Genomic DNA, 21,921 nt, shown 5'->3' with positions numbered 1-21,921 from the left:
CCCGGAGCCCTGACCGGGCGATGGCTGGTCACGGCGGGTGTGGCACGAGGGGTCATCGGACGGGGCCGCCTCTCTGCCCCCTGCGCCCGGGTGGGGGGCACCCGGCGCGGGAGGGAGCGGTTGTCGGGCCCGGTGGCTAGCGTGGGTCGCCACCGTCCGACCCGTCCGACCCGTCCGACCCGCGTGAGGAAGCCCTGATGAACTGGCGTGCCGAACTCCTCGACCAGCTGGACTTCTACTGGGACCACAACCTCGGACCCACACTGGACGGTCTCACCGACGAGGAGTTCCACTGGGAACCCGTGCCGGGCTGTTGGACGGTGCGGGTCGGCGAGGACGGGGCTCCCATGATCGACTGGCAGTGGCCCGCGCCCGAACCACCGCCCTTCACCACCATCGCGTGGCGGCTGGCGCACATCGCGATCCCGGTGCTCGGTCTGCGCGCCAGCAACCACTTCGGGGACGGGTCGTTGACCCTGGAGAACGCGCCCTGGCCGATGACGGCGGAGGAGGGCGTTGGCCTGTTGCGGGAGCAGTACCGAGCCTGGCGGGACGGGGTGGCCGCCCTGGACGACGCGGCGCTGCTCCGCCCGGTCGGCCCGGCGGAGGGGCCGTGGGCCGAGCACGGCATGGCCACCCTGGTCCTGCACATCAACCGGGAGGTCATCCACCACGGCGCGGAGATCGCCGTCCTCCGCGACCTCTACCGAGCGCGGTTCGCCACCTCCTGACAGGTCCCGGGGCACCTCCGCCTGGCAGGGGCGGTACTCCAGACCGGGGGCCGGGCGATCCGGCCCGGCGCGTACCCGGGCGTCCCGCCCTGTTCCGGGAGTAGCGCACCGCTGCTCGCCGACCCCGTCGGCGCCGCGGCGCGGCCCTGGCCGGACCAGGTGGTCAGGGCCGGTCCGGCTGGCCCTGCGCGCTGGGCGCGAGACGGCCGACGATCGCGGGTGCCTCGCGCACCAGGCTGTCGTCGTCCAGTGCTGCCAGCACGAACAGGGCGAAGTCGGCGCGTCGTGTCAGGTCGCTGGCGAGGACGGGGTCTCCGACATGGCGGCACCACACCGGCAGGCCCTGGCCCTGGCCCTCCTCGAGGTCGCTCGCCCGCACCACTGTCCACCGCCGGTCGCTGGCGAAGACGCACCGGTCTGCCCCGTGGGGTCGTGATGCCGCTAGGGAACACACGTCCGGCTGTCGCGGTCACCCAGCACGGGGGCCCGCCCCGCGACCAGCCGCCCGAGGAGCGACCGGCCCGGACGGGTCGCGGGCCACCACGGGCCTCCCAGGCTGACGGCCCCAGCGGCCGGCCGGGCTTCCCCGCCCGGGCCTGCCGGGTCAGTGGGCGCCGATGCGGTAGCGCGTGCCGCCGACCCCGGCCGTGATGCGGTGCACCCGCTCGTTGTCGGCCTCCATGTCGGACACCGCCGCCGGGTCCCCTTGGGGCGCGGAACGCAACAGCGCGCACAGCCACACGACCGCGCCCTGGGGCAGCGCGGGCCGCCCGGCGCGCAGCATGATGCTCCGCAGCGGGTACACCAACACCAGACCCGCCTCCCCCAGCAGTCGAGGCGTCAGGCCGTCAAGGATGTCCGCGACCGCGTCCTCCGCGTGCGCGTCGGGCAGGAACACGGCGGCCCACGGGTGCGGCGCGTCCCAGTCCCCGGTCTCCCGCAACCGGGCCTCGTCCGCCGCTCCCCGATGCACGAACTCCCGGTGCGAGTGGCGGGATCGTTCCGCCACCTCGACGCGGGACGCCAGGCCCGCCGGCAACGGTCTTCCACCCGACACCCAGGACGGCCCGGCCGCCTCGTCGACGAACTCCGCCAGGTCCAGCCGGTGCCGCCAGCCTCCGTCCACCACCTGCACCAGCCCCTGCATGTGGTCCGGCTTCTCGTCGCCCAGCAGTTCCCGTTGCGCCTCCACGAGGGCCCGGGGACCGCCGACCGTCAGCCGGACCCGCCGCACCACCGCCGGAGCGGGGACCAGCCGCAGCGTCGCCCGCAGGATCAGCCCGGCCGTTCCCGATCCGCCCAGCACCGAGGTGAACAGGTCCGACCGAAGCCGGGGCCCGCACCGCACCACCCGGCCTCCCGGGGTGAGCACCAACATCCGCACCACGGAGTCCGCCTGCGCGCCGTGCCGGTAGGAGGTGCCGCCCACCCCGCCCAACGACAACGTGCCGCCCACCGAGAGGTGCGGATGGTCGGTGATCACCGGTGGGGCCAACCCGTGCTCGGCGGCCACGTCGAGGACCTGGCTCCAGGTCATGCCCGCGCCGACGGTGACGAAGTCGGGACCGACGTCGTGCACCGCGTCCAACCCGGACAGGTCCACCACCACGCCCTCCGACTGGGCGCGGCCCCCGCAGGAGTGGCCCTGCCCGCGTGGCACCCACGGCAGGTCGTGCTCAACCGCCCAGTTCACGGCCTCCTGGGCCTCGGCCTCCGTCCGGGGACGCGCCACGAAGGCCGGGACGACCCCGACCTGTCCTCCCCAGTCCCGGGCCACCGCGCGGCGCGCCACCGCGTCCGTCGACACGCAGGGCGGTGCCGCCATCGTCGCCGTCCCCCTCGCGCTGTCGTCCTGCCTGGCCCCGTTGCCCATTCCGGCTCCTCTCCCCGAACACCGATGCTGCCACGGTGGGTGAGGGACCGGGTGTGTTCCGGCGTCGTTCCGGTCAGGCCACCGGGGTATTCCCGCGTGGATGGCCCGATCCCGGCCCGCACCCCCGCCGAGCCGGTCCAGAAGGGACTCGGGACCCGGTTCGTGCCGTTCGCACCGTTCGATCATGGATCGCGCGCAACCGTGCCGGTGTTATCGAAACCCGCGGGGTCGGGGTTGGGCGAGGACGCCGGGAACCGGCGGCGGACCGGGTGAGCTGGGAGCGAACGCCCAGGGTGTGAGGAACGCGTCCCGAGCACCGGCTCGGTCCGCATCCACCGCCCTCGGCCCGGGGCCGCGTGGGGCGCGACCCGTCGGTGGGCGTCCAGGAACCCGGTCCTCGGGCTGAGGGGGCAACCGAGCCGGCGGCCCGGTGCTCGGCGTCGTCCCGACGGGACGGGGCTCGGGGGCCGTGACGCGGGCCGGCCGGCCCACGGAGGACGTGGGCCGGCCGGGGAGGGAGATCAGGAGGAGTTCGGTCGCCGCTGGTCGAACCCGTCCTCGTCGGGCCGGGGGCCCAACGGGTCGTGCCCGTTGGTCGGCGGGTCCTCCGCCTCCCATCCCGTCCAGGGCCGGACACCGAACCCGTTCTCGCGGTGCTGGGTATCGGACCAACTGGTCGTGAGCGACGGCGGGGCGTACCCGGTGGTCGGGCTCCAGAACCCGGCGTGCCCGAGCCTGCCGTCCGGGTCGCTCAGCGAGGTCGGCACGGCGGGAGGCGGTGTGGACGAGGTGGTACCCGGGCCGGTCGGAGGCGGCGTGGCCTTCGGCTCGGCCGGTGGGGCTGGGGAGGGGCGGTCATCGGACGTGGTCGTCGCCGCGGGTGGCGCGGCGGCGGTCGGAGGAGGTGGGGCCACGGTCGCGGTGTCCTCCTCGCCCGTGCCGTCCGCCTCGGACAGCCCGCCGGTTCCGGTGGTCGTGACGGGCGACGTCGGGGTCTCCGCCGGACTCCCTGGCGGGGGGCTGGTCACCTCGGCCGGGGACGCGGGCGCGTCGCCGAGGTCCGAGGTGGCCCGGGGACCCGTCACCGTCGGGTTGTCGGGTGGTGCGGGGGCGACGGCCGCCCGCTCCTCCGCGAGGACGGCATTGGTGCGGGTCGCGGAGGCTCCGGGCACGGCCTCGGCCTGACTTCCGCCGGTGGCGCCGTTCGGCGTGGTGCCCTCCTGGTCGGGGTTCGTCGCGGGCGGCCGTTCGGAGTCGGAGCGGGAGGTGGAGGGAGTGCCGGAGGCGGGCGGGGTGGGTGTCGTCACCGGTGTGCCCGGGGGTGCGGCGGCCGGGGTGACGAGCGCGGCGTCCGAGCGTTCCCCCGCGCGGTGCGGGGCGTCGCTCCCCCGCTGTTCCGCCGACTGGGCGGGCGCGGGACGGTCCGACGCCCCCGCGCCGTCCGGGTCGCCGCCGTTCCGCCACCACGGCCACTGCCCCGAGGGATCGCCCGGTCCGCCAGTCGCCCCGCGCTCCGGCTCACCCCGCCCCCGCTGGTCGTCCGCCCGGCTGGCGTCCTCGCCAGCGGTGCCGCTCACACCTGCCTCCCCGTCACCGCCCGCTCCCGCGACCTCGGGCGAGGCCACGTCCTCCGGCGGGAGCCCGGGGACGTCGTAGTGCTCCCGGATCCGCGAGGACAGCTCCTCGCCCCCGTGCACGGCGACCAGATCGGCGAGGCGGTCGAAGAAGACCATCCGCCCCGGCTGGTCCGACGGCGGGAACAGGTCCCGCGCCAGGCCGTCGACGTGCCCCAGTGCGTCCGAACCGTCGTCCACGGCCCCGGGGTCCCCGCCGTCCGGCCAGGGAGACGTCGTCGCCGACACCGTGAAGTGGGCGCCCGAGGAGTAGCCGTTGGGGTGGAAGGCGCCGTCGTGGAACAGTCCCTGCTGGCCACCCACCTCCGGATGCGCGGTGACCGTGATGTGCTCGGTCGGGATGTGCTGGTGGTCGGTCGCCCCGCATCCGCCCGCGCCCTCCCCGACGGAGTCGGCGATCAACCGCCGCACCCCCGCCGGTATCTCGGTGCCGTGGGCCGCCGCGGAGAGGGTGGCGAGGCTTCCCAGCATGTTCACGGTCTCCTCGACCTTCTTGGAGTCCCGGGTGTTCTGGGCCAGCCACCAGACGGTGGCGCTGCCGGTGCTGCTGAGGACGTCGTCCCCGAGGTAGGCGCGTTCCGCCCGCTCCTGGTCGCGTTCCCTATCCCGCACCTCCGCGTCCTTGCGCAGCTCCCCGAGCCGGTCCAGCCTCCGCTGGTCCTCGTCCGAGAGGGTCAGCTCCACGTCCTTCGCCCACACCTCGACGCGACCGGAGCCGTCCGGCAGGAGCCTGCCCAGCTCGGCGGCGACCAGGTGCGCGGTCACCTCCCATTCGGTGGCGGGTTGGACGCGGGTGACCGCCAGCGCCCGGGTGATCACGGTGTTCCCCGCCAGCCGCCGCAGCCCCTCCGGCGCGCCGGAGCCGGTGGCCCGCCAGCAGACGGTGCAGGAGAAGTTCAGCCGGTAGTCGGGGTCGTCGCTGGGCAACCGCACCGATTCCCGGTACTCCTCGTACTCCGGCTCCTCGGCGGCCGGTTCCGGCAGGGGCGGGAAGGCCGTCTCCGGGCCCTGCGGCGGGAACGGGGGCGCCCCCACCGAGCCGTACCACTCCCGCCGCTGCCGCCGGGTACGGAACTGGTGGTTGGCGTAGACGCCGACGGCCGCGGGCAGGCCGAGGGCCAACGGCACCCAGACCAGGGCCGGCCAGCTCAGGCCGAGTCCGAGCACCAGCGGCACCATCGCGGCGATCAGGCCGATGGCCCCGATCCGGGACAGTTCTTCGCTGTTCATGCCAGTGTCTCCTCAGCGCGCCGGTCGGCCCCCAGCGGGCACAGACCCTGCGCGCGGTTGATGTGGTGGTGGAGAGCGCGGGCCACGTGGGTCCGCTGGGCGGTGTCCTGGGCGTTGACCGCCCGGCCCAGCGCCCATCGCCGGGCCGTGAGGTAGAGCGGGTTCAGCGCCTTGGCGTTGATGGCGGCGTCCACCAGGACCGTGAGGAGCGGTTCGCGCCGCGTGTCCTCCGCCACCGCCGCGAGCCAGTCCGATACCGAGGGCTCCCACCCGGACTCCGGCTCGTGGGAGAGGACCAGCGCCCAGCAGTGCACCAGGTGCCGTCGAACTTGGGTCTCCGCGAGCAGTGGACGGGCGCGCCCACGTGGGTCGGTGAGCCGGTCTGGTGCGGTGACCTGGAGGAACAGCCGGAGGTCGCCGTGCAGGTGGGGCCCGGAGGTGTCCATCCTGGTGGCCAGCCGGTCGAGGAGGCGGCGCAGGAAGCGGTGGTCCTCAGCGAGGGCGTCCAGCGCGTCGCTGGCCGAGGCGACGACGTTGTCCTCCTGGTGCCGGGTGAGGTGGTGCAGGCGGACCAGGGCTTGGTCGGGGTGGTCGGGAACGATGGCTTCGACGCACAGCCCGATCAGCACCTGGGCGAGGTCCTTCGGCAGCTCCCTGTCCCGGGACCAGTGGTAGATCTTCTGCCGGAAGCGCCATCCGGCGCGTTGGTCGGCCAGCCCGTGGTCCAGTGCACGCCCCACCTGCGGCAGCAGGAAAGGCGGACGTCCTGACTCGCCGCGATGAGCCCAGTACCGAACGAGGGAGAACAGGCCCTCCCAGTCCTCCGTCCTGATGCACTGCTCGGCGAAGCGGGTGACCACGAGGTCCCGGTCCCGCCCCGTGAGGCTTCGGAGCCTCATGGTGGCGTCGACCCAGGCGCGGAACTCGCGGCGCAGCTCGGGGAAGTACCGCCAGAAGTGGGTGAGGACGGCGGAACCGTAGGCGAGGGTGGAGAAGCCGGTGACCCGACCGTCCCTGACCACCGCCTTGACCGCCGCCAGCCGCTCGGCGAGGTCGGCGCGTTCGAGGACGTGGGTCTCCTGGGGAGGGTAGCGGAGCTTCGTGAGGAGGCCGGCCGCCGCGTGGTGCACGGACTCCAACCTGGCTCCCTCCAGCAGCGCCGCGGTGAGGAGGAGCGCCCGGAAGTGGGCGGAGGGGTTGCGGCGTACCTGCTGGGCGACGTCGTCCCCGTGCCCGTCCAGGGCTTCCAACGCCTGCCCGAGGAGCTTTCCGAACGGCAGGTCCGCCGAGGCCCTGTGCTGGGCGTCCCGGACGAGCTGGGCCAACTTCGCGAGCTGGCGCATGGGGTCGGACTTGACGTGGGAGCTCAGTCGAGGATCGTCGAGTTCCGCGTTGGAGAACGCGATCCCGTCGGCCCGCAGGTGGTTCGCCAGCACCGCGCGAGCGTCGGGGCGCCCCAGCGTGACCAACAGCGGCCGTGACTCGTCCCGAACCTGGGAGAGCTGGTCCTCGTTGAGGACCACGACCAGGCGGGCCTGCCGGTCCCGGAGCTCGGTGCGGAACGAGTCCAGCCCGGACAGCAGCTCGGCCGGGTCCTCCGGTGGGCGGCTGGCGAGGTCCCACAGCAACCGTTCTCCGGGCTGGACCGCCTCCGGGTCGAGGATGGCCTTCAAGCCGAGGGCCGCCCCTTCCGACTCGGAGGAGCTCGCCGGGAGCTCCCGGTAACGGGCGCGTTCGTCGTCGTCGTGGTGCAGCAGCATCTGCGCGGCGCTGCGCCGGCCCACCCCGGCCGGGCCGGTCAGCAGGACCATGCTCTTGACCGCCAGCTGGTCCGCCGCCCAGGCGTGGTTTGGCGGTGGAACGAAGCGGTCCGCCAGCTGGCGCAGGTGGTCCCGGCTGATGTGCCGGGGGTCGCGGCTGATGCGGACTCGCCCGTCCGAGCTGGTCACGAACAGCGTGCCGTTGTTGATCAGTTCCGCGTGGTGGTGCACCTCGTCGCCGTAGATCTGGTGCGTGCCGCCGTGGTTGTGGCCGATCAGGGTGGCGCCGTCCCCGGCGACCTCCTGGCCGCCGTCGAACGCGGGCGCGGCCGGCGGCGGCCCGGTGGGTGCCGGTGCGGAGGTCCCGTCGGCCGCCGGCCCGACCATCGTGGCGGGTCCCGGTGGGGGTGGGGGCGTCCCCTCTCCGCCCCCACCCCCGTTCCCCCCGATCACCGGCGCCCCTCCCCGCGCCGGCCGCCCCAGTGCTGGACGATGCCGTGGTGGTTGTCCCCGGCGACGTAGGTGGTGCCGTCGCCGTGGAACTGGGGAGCGGTGAACTGCGGGCCGCTCCCGGTGTGCACGGGGGCCTGGTAGGTCTCCTGGTAGTGCGTGGCCTGCACCGCCCGGCCGTCGACCCGCCCGATGTTGTTGGTGGTCGCCTGCGTGGCGGCGGGGCGAGCCTCGCCGTCCGCCGCCGTCGCGGCGGGGGCGAGGCCGGGGAGCACCGAGGCCAGCGAGTCGGCGAGCCGGGCGAGGTCCTCCTCCGCGGTGTGCGGGCCCAGCGTGCGGTACTGGCAGCGGACCAGCGGGGCCAGCTCGGCGGGCAGCTCCTCGCGGTCGAGCCGGGTACGGCCGCCGACGAGCACCGGCACCACCCGCACGTCGTGGCGGAACGCCTCCACGATCTCCCGTCGCGTCCAGTCGGTGTCCCGGTCCACCGCCCGGCCCCCCTCGGTGGAGCCGGCCGTCAGCCACCGGCCGCCGATGACGGCCAACAACGCCTCACTGCCTCGGACGGCGGACAGCAGTGCCTCCTCGAAGTCGGCCCCCGGGGGGATGGACTTGCTGTCCCGGAAGACGACCCCCGACCCGAACCGACGGGACAACTCCCGTTCGATCAGGGTCGCGGCCATCTCCTCGTCGCCGGTGCGGTAGTTGACGAAGACGCGTGTCACGGACACTTCTCCTTCGAGGTTTTCCGGAGGGACAGGCCGCGCGGGATCGCGCGGCGGGGTTCACACCGCCTCGGAGCGCAGGGCGGCGGTGAGACGCGGGTACAGGTCGTGGACCGCCCGGTGGGTGTGCCAGCGGGCGAGGGTGCGGGTGAGCCTGCGGAGGTCGACGGCGACGGTGGCGGAGCTGACGACGGTGACCGCCGGGAGCAGCCGTTCGGCCAGCGCGCAGGCCTGGTCCACCTCGCCGGCGGCCGCGTGCGCGAGGGCGAGCCGCAGCCCCCAGCGGGCGCGGCTGCGCAGCGCCGTCGCGGGCAGCGCCTCGACCTGCTTCTCCAACACCTCCACCGCCTGCGCGGGCCGGCCGAGCTCGAACAGGCACCACCCGGCGGTCATCTCCGCGACGTCGGCCACCGTGGTGGTGCCCAGCACCGGGCCCTCGTTGTCCTCCTGGCGGGCGAACAGCTCCCGGGAGCGGTCCAGGGCGCGGTGGCACCCGGTGTGGTCACCGGCCAGCGCGTGGCCCTGCGCCTCCCGGCTCGCCGCGAGGGCCAGCACCCGGCCGGGGGCGTGGCCGTCCCGCTGGGCCCGTCTGGACAGGTCGATGGTCTGGGCGGCGTCCTCCCGGTAGAGGGTGACCAGAGCGCGCTGCACGAGGGAGTAGGTGACCAGGTGCGGGTCGTGGCCCTCGGTGGCGAGGTCCACGGCCAGCCGCGTCCACCACAGGGCCGACTGGTCGTTCCCGGACTCCTGCGCCATCCAACCGGTGAGTTCGGCGTAGCGGGCGCACAGCGCGAGCAGTTCGACTCGGGTCCGCTCCGGGGCGGATCCGGCGAGGTTGCGCAGTGCGTCGGTCTGCGTGACGAGCGAGGGCAACACCACGCTGGGGCTGGCGGTCTGCGCGAGGGTGCGCAGGTTCTCGAACAGCGCGCGGAAGAGGTCCACGGCGGGCTGTTCGGCCGCCGTGGCCGCCACCCCCTGCCCGGTGAGGGTGAAACCCATCAACGAGCCCGCCCCGAGGGCGAGCGCGTCTCTCCTGTTCATGGGTCGGAACCAGCTGGAGCCGCCCTGGGTGAGGTTCATCAGCCATACCTCGCGATCCTCGGAGTCCACCTCGGTAGTCGCGGGTTCGGGTTTCCGGGGGGTGGCGAGGGAGGCGAGTCTCCCGTCAGCGTGGAGAACCGCGTCGCAGCGGCGGGCCACGTCCGGGCGTGCCGGTTTGGACCCGTTCTCCAGTTTGCTCAGGTATCCCTTGCTGTAATGCGCGAGATTCGCGAACTCGCCCAGGGACAGCCCCGCTTTCCTCCGTAACCGTCGAAGCTCCGCACCGAACAGTGTGGATTCCTCCGCCACTCGCGCCTCCCCGTTTCCCGTTGCCTCCCGGCGAGGTACGCGGAAACCGCTGGTTGCCGGGTCCGTCCCCGATGACCCTTGAGTCAGGACACGGGGAGCACCGACAACACTACGGAACGTGTCGGGCGCCCGTGCGAGGGAGGAGGCAGTCATGGCGTGGGAGCGACTGAGGTCGGCGGTGGGGGGCACGGCCTCGCACCTGGTGTGCACGGTGCTGTTCACCCTGGTGCAGGGATGGGCGTTGGTGTCGCTGGTGGCGGGTGCGGGGGTCGGGCGGCTGCCGCTCGCCCTGGTGGCGGCCGCCGCGGTGGTCGCCGTCGCGGACGGGTGGCGTGATCTGCTCGTCTTCATACGCGACACCTGTTCACCTCGGTTCTCGCCGCATTCTGTCGAGGAAAGCGGCGAGTTAGCCGGAAGATGACGGGGTTTCCCGTTTCCCAGTTGGCGTGGCGCCGGGCAACCCCCGGTAACCGGTAATGCCGAACGGTTGTCGCGCCGGTGGTCGGGGAACGCGAAAGCCCCCAACCGGGGGAATTGGTTGGGGGAGTGGGTGGACCTCGTTCCGGTGTCGCGCACCCGGTTTCGGTTGTGCGGCACACCGGTTCCGGGACTCGCGCGGGTATCCGTCGGGGGTCGGCGCGTGGACCGGCACCGGTGGGACGGAGCCGGAACGTGGGGGAAGGCACGGCCGCGCGTCGTCCTCGTCAGGCGGCGGCCGTGCCCGCCATGTCGGGAGTGCTGTTCGCCGAGCTGTGCCACGACCCGGGGGCCCGGCAGGGGGTTGCCGCGCACCTCCGGCCGGCGAGCATCGGCCCGGTGGTGGGGGATCAGGATCGGACCGGCCGCGAGCGCACGTCCCGGCCGGTGCGTTCCGAGGCGGCGAACGGAGCCGCCGAGCACCCCGCCGGTGACCATCCCGCCGGGTTCCGTGCTCGGCCTGGCGGAGGTCCTGGCCTAGCGGAGGGCCGGCGGTGTTCGAGGTGGTCCTCGCCGTGTCCCGGGTGGGGTGCGGGGGCGCGGACGGGGATGAGGCCGCCCCGAGGACCGTTCGCCCGGTCACGGTCGAGTGGACGCGGTGGCCGGCCGCCCTGAGGCCGAGGCGCCGGCGGCTCCAGCGGCGGTGCCCTCCCGAGTGGACCACCGTCCGGGGAGAACGGGTTCCGCCTCGGACCGGCGCCGCCGTGCTGGCTCGACGCCGAACGGCCGCGCGCGGGCGGACGAACCCTCGACCGGGTGTGGTCGTCGTTCAACCCGAACGACATCCCACCGCCTCCCGGGTGCGCCGCCCCGGGCGGTCCCGGGGCGAGGGGGTCCGCGCGGTGCCTGGCCCCACGCCGGGCACGGCCCGAATCCGCCGAGCGTTCCGCCACCGGCGACATCCCGTCCCGGTGCGGCGGGCGGGAACGCCGGTGCGGGACGGCGCGAGGCCCGCGTGTCGCCGACGAGCGGATCCTCCGCGCCGAGGCCCGGGCGGACCGCGAACGCGAGTCGCTCGGCCGCCGGCCCCTGGGCGCCTGTTCGGACGGTCGCGCCGATCGCCGGCCGTGCCGCCGGATCTCGCGGCTACCGGCGTCGGCTCGTCGAGAGGCCGCCTCCTGGGCGCGTGGCACGAGCCCGTCCCGCCCGGACCTGAGGTGTTCCACGTGGGTCGGCGGGGCCGAGCCCGGGCTACCGGTGGTGCTGGGCCGGCCGTGGCGGGCGCGTGGTGGGGCGGCCACGGTGGGACCGCCCTCCTCTCACGGGTGAGTGGTGGTGGAGGACGAGAAGGCGGACGTCGTCTCCCCGGGGGCAGCTCCGCGGCGGCGACTGGTGGCCGGTCGGGCTGGTCCCGCCGACCGGTGCTCGTCCCCCGCGTGGCGTGCCCGGCTCGGCGGTGTCGTTCCGGGACGACGGCCCCCGGGCTGGTGTGGGGCCGACCGGTTCTCCGACCCGGTGGCGGCCGGGTCGGAGAACGCCGGTCCCTGAGGGCGCCCGTGGTGCGCGTCCCACCCGGACCACCTCACGGCGGTGGGGGCCGGGAACGCGACTCCGGCGGGCGCGGGTGGGGTGGGGTCATCGCGGAGTCCTCTCCCGAACCCGGTTCGGGGAGTCCCACTCCTCGTCGCCGGGAACCCCTGGTCCCACCAGGATCATCGACCAGTGGTCGGGGTCGCCCTCGAGGCGCACCGGCACCAGGGCCCGGCGGCGGTCACCCCGCACGTCCCACCGGCGGGGGCGGAGCCGCATCGGCACCGCCTCGCCCCGTTCCTGCGCCTCGAAGTGCACGGCCCTGGCGCGACGCCACCAGACGACGGTGCGCACCGAGCCCAGCAGCAGCATCGCGAACGCCCCGGCCAGTCCGACCTGGTAGGCGTGTTGGACCGACATCGACCGGCTGAGGTCCAGCAACACGCCGATGAGCAGGGTGGACGAGGCGGTCGCCAGGTGCCCGCCCACGTTGGCCAGGCCGATGGCGGTGCCCATCTGCCGCATGGGGTTGTAGTCGCGGATCAGGGCGAAGGCGACGGCGGTGATCGGGCCGCCGCTGGCGAACACCAGGAACGCCACGCAGGCCAACATCGCCGGCGGTGTCCCGTCGGGCCACAGGGTCAGCAGCAGCATTCCCGTGATGCTCAGGGCGAGGTAGGCCAGCACCCACCACATGCCCGACTCCGGGCGGAGCCGCATGCTGGCACCGATGATCGGTCCGCCAACCACTCCGGTGAAGACGAACAGCCCGATGACCATGCTCGCCGTCGCCGGGCTCAGGCCCAGTGACTCGACCAGGTAGGAGTAGCCCCACAGCAGGCCGAGCATCCCGGGCAGCATCCCGGTGGAGAAGTGCACCCAGAACGCCAGCCGGGTGCCCGGGATGCGCCACACCTGGGGGAACTGCCGGAACACCGAGGTGGCGTCGACCCGTTCACCCTGGGGCTCGGTGCTGTCCTCGTCGAGCCGGCCCGGCCGCATCACCAGGCCGACGACCACGGAGTACCCGAGCGTGCCCAGGCCGAGGAGCAGGAAGGTGGTGGTCCAGCCCGCGTAGCCCAGGGCGAGGGCCAGCGGTACGGTCGCGATGACGCCACCCAGGGCGCCCAACGCGTTGGACATCGCCACCACGAGCGCGTAGTTGCGCGCGGTGAAGTGGACGGCGATGGTGCGCAGCAGCGCGACCCAGGTCAGGGAGTCGCCGACTCCCACCGTGACCCGGGAGAACAGCGCCAGCGGGTACGAGGTCCCGAGGGCGAACAGCACCTGGCCCACGCCCATCAGCAGCACCGAGGCGACGAGCACCCGCTTGGGCCCGAACCGGTCGACGAGGAGGCCGGCGGGGATCTGCATGATCGCGTAGACGATCAGGTGCAGCACGGTGAAGGTGGCCAGCGCGCTGGAGCTGATCGCGAATCTCTCGCTCGCCATCGGGCCCGCCACTCCGAGCGAGCCGCGGTGTAGGACGGCGGCGAGGTAGACGACGACGGCAACCGCCCAAATCAGCCACGCCTGCCGTGAAGCACGGTCGGCCGACACAGTGACCTCCAGTGAAAACGAATTCGGGAGCGGGAGACAGCGCCCCATTACCGGGGAAGCGCACCCGCCCCCGCTGGTCGGAGCGTGAAATTCCGATTACTGAGAGCGACACTATCGCCTCTTTTCCCTGTTTCTTGGCGGCGGCGAGATCGACACTCGTTCGTGCTACCGCGCGGCCCTCGCGTTTCCCGCCTCGGAGTGAAGATCGACTTGCGAAAATCCGGAGAGTGCTCGTGGGTCGCCCCCGGCTGCGGCACGGTCGGCGCGGAACGGGGTGAATCGCCTGCGCAGGACTGGGCGGGCGACAAGACCGCAAGGGGAGTGACCAGCCGCGACACCGCCGCCGGCTCCCCGGAGGGACGGACGGTCCCTGTGCGGTGACACTCCGCTCCTTCCGCAGGTCATCGCCGGTACCACTGCTTCCTCGATCGGGTAAGAAAGCAATTGTGGACGAGTTCGATGCCGCCGAAGGGGTGATGTCGATTCGGGTGCCGGGTCGTGTCGGAAAACATGAGAAGTCCCCGGAGTGGCGCGGCTTCGCGGGGGATGTGATTTGTGTCGATCTTAATCGGTACACCGTTTGTTGGTGGTTAGGAAACAGTTCACATCGGGTATGTGGGTGCGTTTGCCGCCCGGTCGGGCGGCATTCACCGTGCGGTGGTCGCGCGGGGGCGTCCCGGCGACCGCTCGGTGTCGCCTCGCGGGTGCCCGGTGGCACTTCGGCGCGCGATCGGGTGCCCGGTGCGGAGAGCGGGTGTTGGGACCGGTGGGCACCGGGGGGCGACGCGTGGTGCGTGCCCGCGTCGGCGCTGGTCATTCGTTGGGGTGGTGGTGGTGTTCAGATCGGCCAGGACGTGAATGTTGTTCGCCTAATTCTCGGTTCCCGGTGCCCGCCCGTTCGCATTTCGTCGCGAATCCGGGTGACAGCGTCGCGCGATCGAGGTCACCGTCTTCCGTCGATCCGATTCCTGCCGTTACGATCGGCTCCGGGCGCAGCGGCACCTGGACATCGCTCGGACTCGTGGCCAGCGAAACGCACCCAGGACGACGGTGTCCCGTGCCGCGGAGATCGCCGGTGGCGGCCGCCGATCCCGGCCCATCCTCCCGCGAGCGGAACCGAAGCCTGAACACCGGCGCGACGTTGTTCCCACCGGCGTTGTCGTTTCGCCGCCCGCAGGTCGAACCCGTGTGACATGTCGGTTGGTTCGTCGTGATCAACGTCTGGTGAACGAGGGGTCGGGGTTCCAGTGCCGCTGCGATGCAACTTCCTGGGTCCGATGGAGATAACGCTGGACGGGCACGAGTGCACGCCCAGTCCGTCCAAGCTGCGTACCGTGATCGCGCTGCTCGCCCTGCGGCCCAACCAGCTCGTGCAGGCCAGACAACTCGTCGACGAGCTGTGGGGCCAGAACCCGCCGGCCACCGCGCCCGCCACCCTCCAGACCTACATCTACAAGCTCCGCAAGATGTTCGTCGCCGTGTCCCCGACCGCCACCGGGCTGTTCTTCACCCGGCGCGGCGGGTACGGCCTGGAGATCGAACCCCGGGACGTCGACTCCTTCCGCTTCCTCGACCTGGTCCGGGTCGGGCTGGGGGCGATGGACAGCGGCGACGCCGTGCGGGCCAGCGATCTGCTCAACCAGGCCCTCCGCCTGTGGCGGGGGGCCGCGCTCGACGACCTGGACACCGGTCCGGTGCTCGCGGCACAGGTCACCAGGTTGGAGGAGAGCCGCCTGCGGGCGTTGGAGACGCGGATCGAGGCCGATCTCCGGCTGGGCCGACACCGCTACCTCATCGGCGAACTCAAGCAGCTCGTGATCACCCACCCGCTGCACGAGAGCTTCCACGGGCACCTGATGATCGCGCTGCACCAGTGCGGCCGGCAGCACGAGGCGCTGTCGACCTACCAGCGGCTGCGGCGGTTGATGATCGACGAACTCGGACTCGAGCCGTCCGCCGACCTGCGGAGGCTCCAGCAGGACATCCTCGCCGGCGACGGGCCGGCCCAGCTGCTGCCCGGCTTCGTGCGGTCCGCTCGGACCGTGCTCGGCAGCCCCGCCCAGCTACCGCCGGCCGTGCCGGACTTCGTGGGGCGGGAAACCCAGCTCCGCGACTGCGAGGCGTGGGTCCGCGCCCAGGTGGAGGACGGCACGTCCCGGCCGGTGGTCGTGGTGCGGGGACTGCCCGGAATCGGCCGACGGGCCTTCACCACCCAGCTCGCCCACCGGGTGCGGGAACTGTTCCCCGACGGCCAGTTCCACCTCGACATGGCCGGCGCCGGTCCGGGCCGCGCCCACGACGCCCTCGCCCGGTTCCTGCGGGCGGCCGGCTTCGCCGAACCCGAGGTTCCCTCGGGCACCGAGGAACGGGCCGACGTCTTCCGGACCTGGACGGCCAGCCGCCGGGTCCTCGTCTCCCTCACCGCGCCCGCCTCAGCGGAGGACGTCCTGCCGCTGTTGCCCACCGGCCCGCACTGCGCCGGGCTGATCGCCGCCCCCGGCGGCCTCGGCGAGGTCAGCGGTGCGCGCGCGGTGGACCTGGAACCCCTGACCACCCGGGAGTGCCTGGAACTGCTGACCTCGGTGGTCGGTCGACGGCGCGTCCTGGCCGAGCGGGAACAGGCCGAGCACCTCGCGGGGCTGTGCGGTGGGCTGCCGTTGGCGATCCGCTGCATCGGCGCGCGACTCGCCGCCGTCAGCCCGTGGCCGATCCGCAACGTGCTCCGGCAGCTGGAGGCGAGCCCGGCGAGCCTGCTCGACCTGCTCGCCTTCAACGGCCTGGACGTGCGCGCGCGGTTCGAGGCCGGCTGCCGGGGGCTGCCCCGGAGGGCCTTCGACGCGCTCTGCCTGCTGGCCACCCTCGACGAACCGGAGTTCGCCGCGCACCAGGTCGCGCCCTGGCTGGGCTGTTCGACGGTCGCCGCGGACCAGGTGTTGATGCAGTTGGCGCAGTGGCGGTTGTTGGAACCCCGGATGCGGGAGACCGGCCGCGCCGAGTCGGAGCTGCGCTTCACCTTCCACCCGCTGCTGCGGCTGTTCGCCAGCGAGCGGATGCGAGCGTCGGTGGACGGGCCGGACGCGGTGCGGCGGACCGGTACCGACGGCTGACGGATGTCCCGCCCCGGCCGGGCCCCCGCGGCCGGGGCGGGGTGCGGATGGGAGCGCCGGCCACGGGTTCGGCGCGCGACCGCCACCCGGTGTTCCGGGCCGCCGGCCGGGGCCCGGGTCCACTCCGGGCAGCCGGCGGGCGTCTGGGTGCCCGGGGTGACCGGTCGGGCACCTGCTCCTGGGAGGCAGGCCCCTCCGTTCCCGCTGCCCGGGGCGGAGGCCCGCCGTGCCCCGGCCACCACCCCGGACGCGGCCCGTGCCGGCCGCGTGCCCTCCTCCGCCCGACATGGATCAGGCTTCGCGGGTGCCGAGGCACCAGCCGGGGCCTTCCCCCTGGTCGAACCGGCGCCCAGGGGCGGCGACCAGGCCTGGTGGTCCCGAAGGACCGCACCGGGGCACGGGCCACCACCGCGGCGGTTTCCCCGGGCGGCGGGGGGACGACCAGCACGCCGCGCGACCGTCGCACGGCCCGGCGACCCCCGGAACCGCCCGAGTTCGTCCGGGCACACCTCGTCACGGGGCCGGGGCAGCGCGACCACCGCACCGCCGGTCCGAACCCCGCACCGGGGCGCGGCCCAGCCCCGTGCCGCCACCCGCCGGCTCCGGTACCTCCGCCCGAGGACGCCGACCGCCCGGCCGGCCGGGCGGGTCAGCTGGCCGGGGTGATCCGCCGGCCGCCCACCAGGTGCCAGCCGCGCTGGTCCGCCGAGCGGCCCGACCCGGCCAGCGTCACCGCCGCCGCCCGCACCAGCGGTGAGAAGCGGTACCGGACCACGTCCGCCCCGCTGGAGGGTGCCTCCGCCGTCACCAGCTGGTGTTCGGTGATCTCCTCCAACAACGACTCCGCCCCGTCCACGCCGACGTCGAGCACCTCGGCCGCCTGCGCGCTGGTGAAGCCGCCGTCGAAGGCCAGGGTCAACAGCCGCAGCGCGTGCCGGGCCTGCGCCGGCAGCGGCTCCAACCCCCGCGCGACGCTCTCCCCGATGCCCAGCTGGGCCGTGGGCAGCCCCAACCGGGTCTCCGTGCGCACCGAGCGGAGCAGGTGCCGCACCGTCCAGTGCGGACGCACCGCCAGCCGGGTCCTGGCAGTGACGATCGCCTTCGGGACTCCCTCGCACAGGGCGAGGAGCTCGCCCACCGCCTCGGTCTCGCTGGCCACCCGGTGGTCCTCCAACCCGGCGAGCAACAGGCCGCGCGCGTCCGCCTCGGCCAACGGGCCGAGCCGGACCGCCCGCCGCACCGCCGCGTCGGGCAACATCCGGCGCGCGCCGGCGAGGACGGCGCAGCCGGCGCCGGAGGGCATGAGGGCGTGCAACTGCGCGGAGTCGGCGAGCCCGTCGACCACGACCAGCAGCCGCAGGTCGGCGGTGCGGCCGCGGAACAGCCGGATCCGGTCCTCCAGGCACTCCGGAACCCGCTCCGCCGGCACTCCGAGCGCCCGGAGGAAACACGCGAGGGCGGCACCCGGGGTGAGACCACCCTCCACACCCGAACCCAGGTCGGCGTGCAGCTGACCGTCGGGGAACCCGTGGGCGACCCGGTGCCCCACGTCGGAGCAGAACGCCGAGACCCCGCAGCCCGGCCCACCCGTGACCAGGACGACCGTCGGCCCGACCGCTCCGCGCTGTTCGGGCACGGCGAGGGCGGCCACGGCCGAGGCGACCTCGGAGTCCCGGCCCACGAGGGCGGCCGGCCGCGCGGGCAGGTGCCGTGGCGCCTCCGAGGGACCGACCTGGCGGCGGGTCAACGTCAGCGAGGGAACGTCGAGCACCGGGGACGCGGCCAGGACCTGCGCGTGCAGCCGGCGGATCGCCGGGGAGGGGTCCAGGCCCAGTTCGGCGCTGAGCGCCTCCCGGGCCCGCTGGTACACGTGGAGCGCGTCCGACCGTCTACCGGCCCGGTACAGGGCGAGCATGAGTTTCGTCTGGAAGCCCTCGTGGGTCGGGTACTGGGCCACCAGGCCGGTCAGTTCACCCAACACCTCGTGGTGCCGGCCGGACTGGAGGTCGATCTCGATCCGCCGCTCCGTGGCGTTGCGGTACAGCTCCTCCAACCCGACGGCCTCCGCCTGCAACAGGGGCCCCTGGCTGAGGTCGGCGAACACCGGGCCCCGCCACAACGCCAGCGCGGACCGGAACAGCCGCCCGGCGGTGTCCAGCCGGCCCCCGGCGTGTTCGGCGTTGCCCTGCCGGACCAGCCGTTCGAAGGCGCCGGCGTCCACCTCACCGGGGGAGCAGCGCAGCAGGTAGCCGTTGGCCGTGGTCTCCAGGTCGAAGGATCCCGCCCCCAGCACCCTGGCGCCGCGGCGGTCCAGCCGTTCGTGGGGGCGGATCAGTTTCCGCAGCTGGTACACGTAGGTCTGGAGGGTCGTGCTCACGCTGCGCGGCGGGTGCTGTTCCCACAGCTCCTCGATGATCTGGTCGTTGCGGACCAGCCGGTTCTCCCGAACCGCCAGCAGCGCCAGCAACTGCCGGAGCTTCGCCGCGCTCGGGGTCACCGCCGTCCCACCGTGGTGGAACTCGAATGGACCGAGGACCCGGACTCTCACTGCTGACATGCCCGTCCCAACTGGTGGTAGGTGCGCGAGGGCGGTGGAGGAACCGGGGTGGACCGCCGTGGTCACGCCGCCGGCTCTGCCGAAGCGGGTGGTCCCCGGGGTCGTCCCCCGTCGGCGCGCCCGCTGGCCACCATTCCGCCGGTTGGGTTCCGATGCTGGTCCATCCGACTCGTCCTGGTCTGGGACGGCGCTGGAGCCCTGGTCGAGGGTGGTGGCCCCCGGTGGCCGAGTCCGGACCGAGTCCGGTTCGAGTGCCGGCGGCCACGGTGGGGCCGGAGCGCCTGACCGGGGTGCCCGAACGGGAGACCGCGCGGGCCCCGAGCAGGGCTGACAGGTCGATCCACGGGGCGGCGTCCCTGCGCCGCGCCCCGCAGGGGGAGGGCCCGCGCGCCACGTGCCGCGCGGGTGCCGCCCCCACCAGCACCACGCAGACGGAGGAAGCCCGATGCCCCACGCCGCGGCCCTGTTCCGGCTCCAACCTGGCGACGAGTCCGAGATCGCGCGACCCGTCGACGGCTCCGACGGCCGGGAACCTCGGACGCCGCTGACCGGCCCCGAGGGTGGGGCGGCCGCCGAGTTCCGGGGCGCGGCCCCGTGGGGCCGGGACGACGTCGTCGTGCGGGTCATCGAGGACCAGGGGGACCAGCCGATGCTCGTCGACCACCTCGCCCGCCGCCCCAGGGCCCACCACGTCGAGGAGGGCGGCGCTCCGTTCCTCGTCGGGCGTCGGGACACCGCCAGCCCCGAGGAGCCCCGCCCGCGCCTCACGGACGTCGGCGGGCGCCGCCCCGCCCAGCACCCCACCACGTCGTGACGTGGCCGAGCGCGCCCCCGCCCGTCGCGGCCGGGTTCCACGCCGGCGCGTTCCCGCCGTCCCCGTCCCAACCAGCACAGCCCACCCAGGAGGACCAGCCATGTGGAGCTCGTTGATCGTCGCCCGGCTCAGAACCGACGACACCAGCCAGATCGCCGACGCGTTCGCCGCGTCGGACGCCACCGAACTCCCGCACATGGTGGGGGTCGCGCGGCGAACGCTGTTCACCTTCCACGACCTCTACTTCCACCTCATCCTCGCCGAGCAGGACATCTGGCCCGCGCTGTACCGGGCACGGCAGACACCGCTGTACCAGCGGGTCAACACCGACCTGTCCTCCCTGGTCTCGGCCTACGACCCCAACTGGAAAGAACCGAAGGACGCCGTCGCCCAACCCTTCTACACCTGGACCGCTCAGGAAGGACGGATTCAGTGAGGACAACCGGGCCGCTCAAGGTCAACGTCGCGGACGCCGTCGTCAACCGGCGTCGGGGTGGGGAGATCCGCGTCACGCTGAGCCCCCGGACGGTGGGTTCCACCTCCGGGTTCGGCGGTGAGCTGCGCCTGGCTCCGCACGAGTACGTCACCGAGCACTACCACCCCTACTCGGAGGAGTTCATCCACCTCGTGTCCGGGGAGCTCGCCGTCTCCCTCGACGACGAGGTGACCACGCTCGGACCGGGCGACTCGCTGCTCGTCCCGATCGGGGTCCGCCACCGGGTCACGAACACCGGGACGGCACCGGCCCACGTGGTGTTCCACCTCGGGCCGCTGGCACCGCGACCGGAACTGGGTCACGTGGACACCGAACCGCTGGCCAACCCCGACCAGCCGCACATGGACGTGGGCGACAGGTCATGAGCAGGCGCGCCGTGATCACCGGTGTTGGTGTGGTCGCCCCGGGCGGCGGTGACCGGGAGTCCTTCTGGTCGCTGCTGGTCGCCGGTCGCAGTGCCACGCGGCGGATCAGCCTGTTCGACCCGAGCGGCTTCCGGTCCCAGGTGGGGGCCGAGGTGGACTTCGACGGCCGGGCCAGCGGTCTGACCTCGCAGGAGGTGCGGCGACTCGACCGGGCCGCCCAGTTCGCCCTGGTCGCCACCCGGGAGGCGCTCGCCGACAGCGGGGTGTTCGACGGTCCACCGCCCGGTTCGGTGGACCCGGCCCGCGTCGGCGTGAGCATCGGCAGCGCGGTGGGGAACACGACCAGGTTGGAGGAGGAGTACATGGTCCTCTCCGACGACGGCAGGCGTTGGCTGGTCGACCACACCTACGGGGTGCCGCACCTGTACGAGTACATGGTGCCCAGCACCTTCGCCGCCGAGGTCGCCAGGGAGGTCACCGCGGAGGGGCCCTGCACGCTCGTGTCCACGGGCTGCACCTCCGGACTGGACGCCGTGGGTCACGGCGCGCAGCTCATCGCGGAGGGCAGCGCCGACGTGGTGTTGGCGGGGGCGACGGACGCGCCGCTGTCGCCGATCACGGCGGCCTGCTTCGACGCCATCAAGGCCACCACCGCCCGCAACGACGACCCCGAGCACGCCTCCCGGCCCTTCGACCGCGACCGGGCCGGGTTCGTGCTGGGGGAGGGCGCGGCGGTGCTCGTGCTGGAGGAGGCCGGGGCGGCCCGCGCGCGGGGCGCCCACGTCTACGCCGACCTGGTGGGTTTCGCCAGCCGCAGCAACGCCTACCACATGACCGGTCTGCGCAAGGACGGCCGGGAGATGGCCGAGGCGATCCGCGTCGCCCTCGACCAGGCCCGGTTGGACCCCACCGACGTCGACTACGTCAACGCCCACGGTTCGGGGACCAAGCAGAACGACCGGCACGAGACGGCGGCGTTCAAACGCAGCCTCGGCGAGCACGCCTACCGGGTCCCGGTCAGCTCGATCAAGTCGATGGTGGGGCACTCGCTGGGCGCGATCGGCGCCATCGAGGTCGCCGCCTGCGCGTTGGCCCTCGACCGCCAAGTGGTCCCGCCCACCGCGAACCTGCGGGGTCGGGACCCGGAGTGCGACCTGGACTACGTGCCCCTCGTCGCGAGGGAGCACCGGATGGACGCGGTCCTCAGCGTCGGGAGCGGGTTCGGCGGCTTCCAGAGCGCGATGCTCCTCGCCAGGCCGGGCCGGGTCCCGGTCGACGCCGGACCTGGCTGACCCGGGGCAGGAGAAAGTCGTCCCCCGCCG

At 73.8% G+C, this 21,921-nt stretch carries 15 protein-coding genes; 7 read left to right on the top strand and 8 right to left on the bottom strand.

The features are described 5' to 3' along the window. Positions 1–197: 197 nt before the first annotated feature. Complete coding sequence (locus tag C1701_RS02475; protein ID WP_103055460.1) at positions 198–731, top strand: DinB family protein; 534 nt, start codon at positions 198–200, stop codon at positions 729–731. A 163-nt stretch (positions 732–894) separates the two neighbouring features. Here the strand turns inward: C1701_RS02475 and C1701_RS02470 are convergent, their stop codons facing one another. From C1701_RS02470 to C1701_RS02445, 6 genes are all read right to left on the bottom strand, one after another. Beyond that, positions 895–1,110, bottom strand: a complete 216-nt coding sequence (locus tag C1701_RS02470) for a hypothetical protein (protein WP_337662093.1) — start codon at positions 1,108–1,110, stop codon at positions 895–897. A 225-nt stretch (positions 1,111–1,335) separates the two neighbouring features. Beyond that, entirely contained in the window at positions 1,336–2,604 is a 1,269-nt protein-coding gene (locus C1701_RS02465) for an FAD-binding protein (RefSeq protein ID WP_051314033.1), read from the bottom strand. A gap of 521 nt (positions 2,605–3,125) precedes the next feature. Continuing rightward, positions 3,126–5,468 (bottom strand): hypothetical protein, encoded by a 2,343-nt coding sequence (locus C1701_RS02460; protein WP_103055459.1) that lies wholly within the window; start codon positions 5,466–5,468, stop codon positions 3,126–3,128. After that, positions 5,465–7,615 (bottom strand): hypothetical protein, encoded by a 2,151-nt coding sequence (locus C1701_RS27035; protein ID WP_337662092.1) that lies wholly within the window; start codon positions 7,613–7,615, stop codon positions 5,465–5,467. The genes C1701_RS02460 and C1701_RS27035 overlap by 4 nt, the downstream gene beginning before the upstream one ends. A 62-nt stretch (positions 7,616–7,677) precedes the next feature. Then, positions 7,678–8,403: a toll/interleukin-1 receptor domain-containing protein gene (locus C1701_RS02450; RefSeq protein ID WP_103056938.1), complete on the bottom strand. Its 726-nt coding sequence runs from the start codon at positions 8,401–8,403 to the stop codon at positions 7,678–7,680. Positions 8,404–8,463: 60 nt separating this feature from the next. Next, the gene (locus C1701_RS02445) at positions 8,464–9,753 is read right to left on the bottom strand and encodes a helix-turn-helix domain-containing protein (protein ID WP_026419131.1); all 1,290 of its coding nucleotides are present in this window, start codon (positions 9,751–9,753) and stop codon (positions 8,464–8,466) included. A gap of 151 nt (positions 9,754–9,904) precedes the next feature. On the opposite strand from C1701_RS02445, the gene C1701_RS02440 reads away from it, so the two are divergent. Beyond that, positions 9,905–10,174: a hypothetical protein gene (locus C1701_RS02440; protein ID WP_103055458.1), complete on the top strand. Its 270-nt coding sequence runs from the start codon at positions 9,905–9,907 to the stop codon at positions 10,172–10,174. A gap of 1,631 nt (positions 10,175–11,805) precedes the next feature. Here C1701_RS02440 and C1701_RS02430 read toward each other — a convergent pair. Beyond that, a complete protein-coding gene (locus C1701_RS02430) occupies positions 11,806–13,152 on the bottom strand; it encodes an MFS transporter (RefSeq protein ID WP_051314031.1) in 1,347 nt (448 codons plus the stop codon). A gap of 1,385 nt (positions 13,153–14,537) precedes the next feature. On the opposite strand from C1701_RS02430, the gene C1701_RS02425 reads away from it, so the two are divergent. Further along, on the top strand, positions 14,538–16,367 hold the full coding sequence (locus C1701_RS02425; RefSeq protein ID WP_337662091.1) for a BTAD domain-containing putative transcriptional regulator: 1,830 nt from the start codon (positions 14,538–14,540) through the stop codon (positions 16,365–16,367). Between the two features lie 649 nt (positions 16,368–17,016). On the opposite strand, the gene C1701_RS02420 is transcribed toward C1701_RS02425, so the two are convergent. Further along, positions 17,017–18,924 (bottom strand): AfsR/SARP family transcriptional regulator, encoded by a 1,908-nt coding sequence (locus C1701_RS02420; RefSeq protein ID WP_337662090.1) that lies wholly within the window; start codon positions 18,922–18,924, stop codon positions 17,017–17,019. A 445-nt stretch (positions 18,925–19,369) separates the two neighbouring features. Between C1701_RS02420 and C1701_RS02415 the strand changes: the two genes are divergently transcribed. From C1701_RS02415 to C1701_RS02400, 4 genes are all read left to right on the top strand, one after another. Beyond that, complete coding sequence (locus C1701_RS02415) at positions 19,370–19,738, top strand: SchA/CurD-like domain-containing protein (protein ID WP_051314028.1); 369 nt, start codon at positions 19,370–19,372, stop codon at positions 19,736–19,738. 100 nt (positions 19,739–19,838) lie between these two features. Beyond that, on the top strand, positions 19,839–20,174 hold the full coding sequence (locus C1701_RS02410) for a TcmI family type II polyketide cyclase (protein ID WP_026419130.1): 336 nt from the start codon (positions 19,839–19,841) through the stop codon (positions 20,172–20,174). After that, positions 20,171–20,599, top strand: coding sequence for a cupin domain-containing protein (locus C1701_RS02405; protein ID WP_030105117.1), 429 nt, complete (start codon positions 20,171–20,173; stop codon positions 20,597–20,599). The genes C1701_RS02410 and C1701_RS02405 overlap by 4 nt, the downstream gene beginning before the upstream one ends. Next, positions 20,596–21,891 carry a beta-ketoacyl-[acyl-carrier-protein] synthase family protein gene (locus C1701_RS02400; RefSeq protein ID WP_026419128.1) on the top strand — a complete coding sequence of 432 codons (1,296 nt, stop codon included), beginning with the start codon at positions 20,596–20,598 and terminating at the stop codon, positions 21,889–21,891. The genes C1701_RS02405 and C1701_RS02400 overlap by 4 nt, the downstream gene beginning before the upstream one ends. Positions 21,892–21,921 lie beyond the last annotated feature (30 nt).

Source organism: Actinoalloteichus sp. AHMU CJ021, from assembly GCF_002895405.1.
GTDB lineage: Bacteria > Actinomycetota > Actinomycetes > Mycobacteriales > Pseudonocardiaceae > Actinoalloteichus_B > Actinoalloteichus_B caeruleus.
The sequence above is the reverse complement of the archived record's forward strand: the minus strand, read 5'-3'. Positions and strand labels throughout refer to the sequence as shown.